The organism is Pseudomonas sp. B35(2017) (assembly GCF_002113645.1).
Classification (GTDB): domain Bacteria; phylum Pseudomonadota; class Gammaproteobacteria; order Pseudomonadales; family Pseudomonadaceae; genus Aquipseudomonas; species Aquipseudomonas ekonensis.
The window spans coordinates 1776-3329 of the sequence record NZ_NEIZ01000039.1; the positions used below are offsets into that span (position 1 = coordinate 1776).

Here is a 1554-nt window from a genome sequence, read left to right on the forward strand (position 1 = left end):
CTGAACCTGATTCCCGGCCAACTGACCCTGGCCCAACTGCGTGACGTCTACCAGAGCCCCGTCACGCTGACCCTCGACGACAGCGCCTCGGCGCCGATCGACGCCAGCGTCGCCTGCGTCGAGCGGATCATCGCCGAGAACCGCACCGCCTACGGCATCAACACCGGTTTCGGCCTGCTGGCCTCGACCCGCATCGCCAGCGCCGATCTTGAGAACCTCCAGCGGTCCCTGGTGCTGTCCCACGCCGCCGGCGTCGGCGAGCCGGTCAGCGACGCGCTGTGCCGCCTGATCATGGTGCTCAAGGTCAACAGCCTGAGCCGCGGCTTCTCCGGCATCCGCCGGCAGGTGATCGACGCGCTGATCGCGCTGGTCAACGCCGAGGTCTACCCGCACATCCCGCTCAAGGGCTCGGTCGGCGCCTCCGGCGACCTGGCGCCGCTGGCGCACATGTCGCTGGTGCTGCTGGGCGAGGGCAAGGCGCGCCACAAGGGCGAATGGCTGCCGGCCGTCGAGGCCCTGAAGGTCGCCGGCCTCAAGCCGCTGACCCTGGCGGCGAAGGAGGGCCTGGCGCTGCTCAACGGCACCCAGGTGTCCACCGCGTTCGCGTTGCGCGGGCTGTTCGAGGGCGAGGACCTGTTCGCCGGCGCGCTGGCCGTGGGCGGCCTGACCGTCGAGGCGGTGCTCGGCTCGCGTTCGCCGTTCGACGCGCGCATCCACGCCGCCCGTGGCCAGAAAGGCCAGATCGATGCGGCTGCTGCTTACCGCCACCTGCTGGGCGAGCGCAGCGAGGTGTCCGACTCGCACCAGAACTGCGAGAAGGTGCAGGATCCGTACTCCCTGCGCTGCCAGCCGCAGGTCATGGGCGCGTGCCTGACCCAGTTCCGCCAGGCCGCCGAGGTGCTGGCGGTGGAGGCCAACGCCGTATCCGACAACCCGCTGGTGTTCGCCGCCGAGGGCGACGTGATCTCCGGCGGCAACTTCCACGCCGAGCCGGTGGCCATGGCCGCCGACAACATGGCCCTGGCCATCGCCGAGATCGGCTCCCTGAGCGAGCGGCGCATCTCGCTGATGATGGACAAGCACATGTCGCAGCTGCCGCCGTTCCTGGTGGCCAACGGCGGGGTGAACTCCGGCTTCATGATCGCCCAGGTGACGGCCGCGGCGCTGGCCAGCGAGAACAAGGCGCTGGCCCATCCGCACTCGGTGGACAGCCTGCCGACCTCCGCCAACCAGGAAGACCACGTGTCGATGGCCCCGGCCGCCGGCAAGCGCCTGTGGGAAATGGCCGAGAACACCCGGGGGATCCTCGCGGTGGAATGGCTGGCGGCGGCCCAGGGGTTGGACCTGCGCGACGGCCTGAAGAGCTCGCCGGCGCTGGAGCAGGCCCGCGCGGCCCTGCGCGCCGAGGTGCCGTTCTATGAGAAGGACCGTTTCTTCGCGCCGGACATCGACGCGGCGACCGGGCTGCTGGCGTCGCGGTGCCTGAGCGCGTTGGTGCCTGCCAAACTGCTGCCGAGCCTGTAAGGGCCTCATCGCTGGCAAGCCAGCTCCCAC

At 70.5% G+C, this 1554-nt stretch carries 1 protein-coding gene; it reads left to right on the top strand.

All coding sequences use genetic code 11. The features are described from left to right. Positions 1 to 1524: histidine ammonia-lyase (gene hutH, locus CAG41_RS27990; RefSeq protein ID WP_139835011.1), on the top strand; the 1524-nt coding region annotated here is incomplete at its 5' end. Positions 1525 to 1554: the final 30 nt, after the last annotated feature.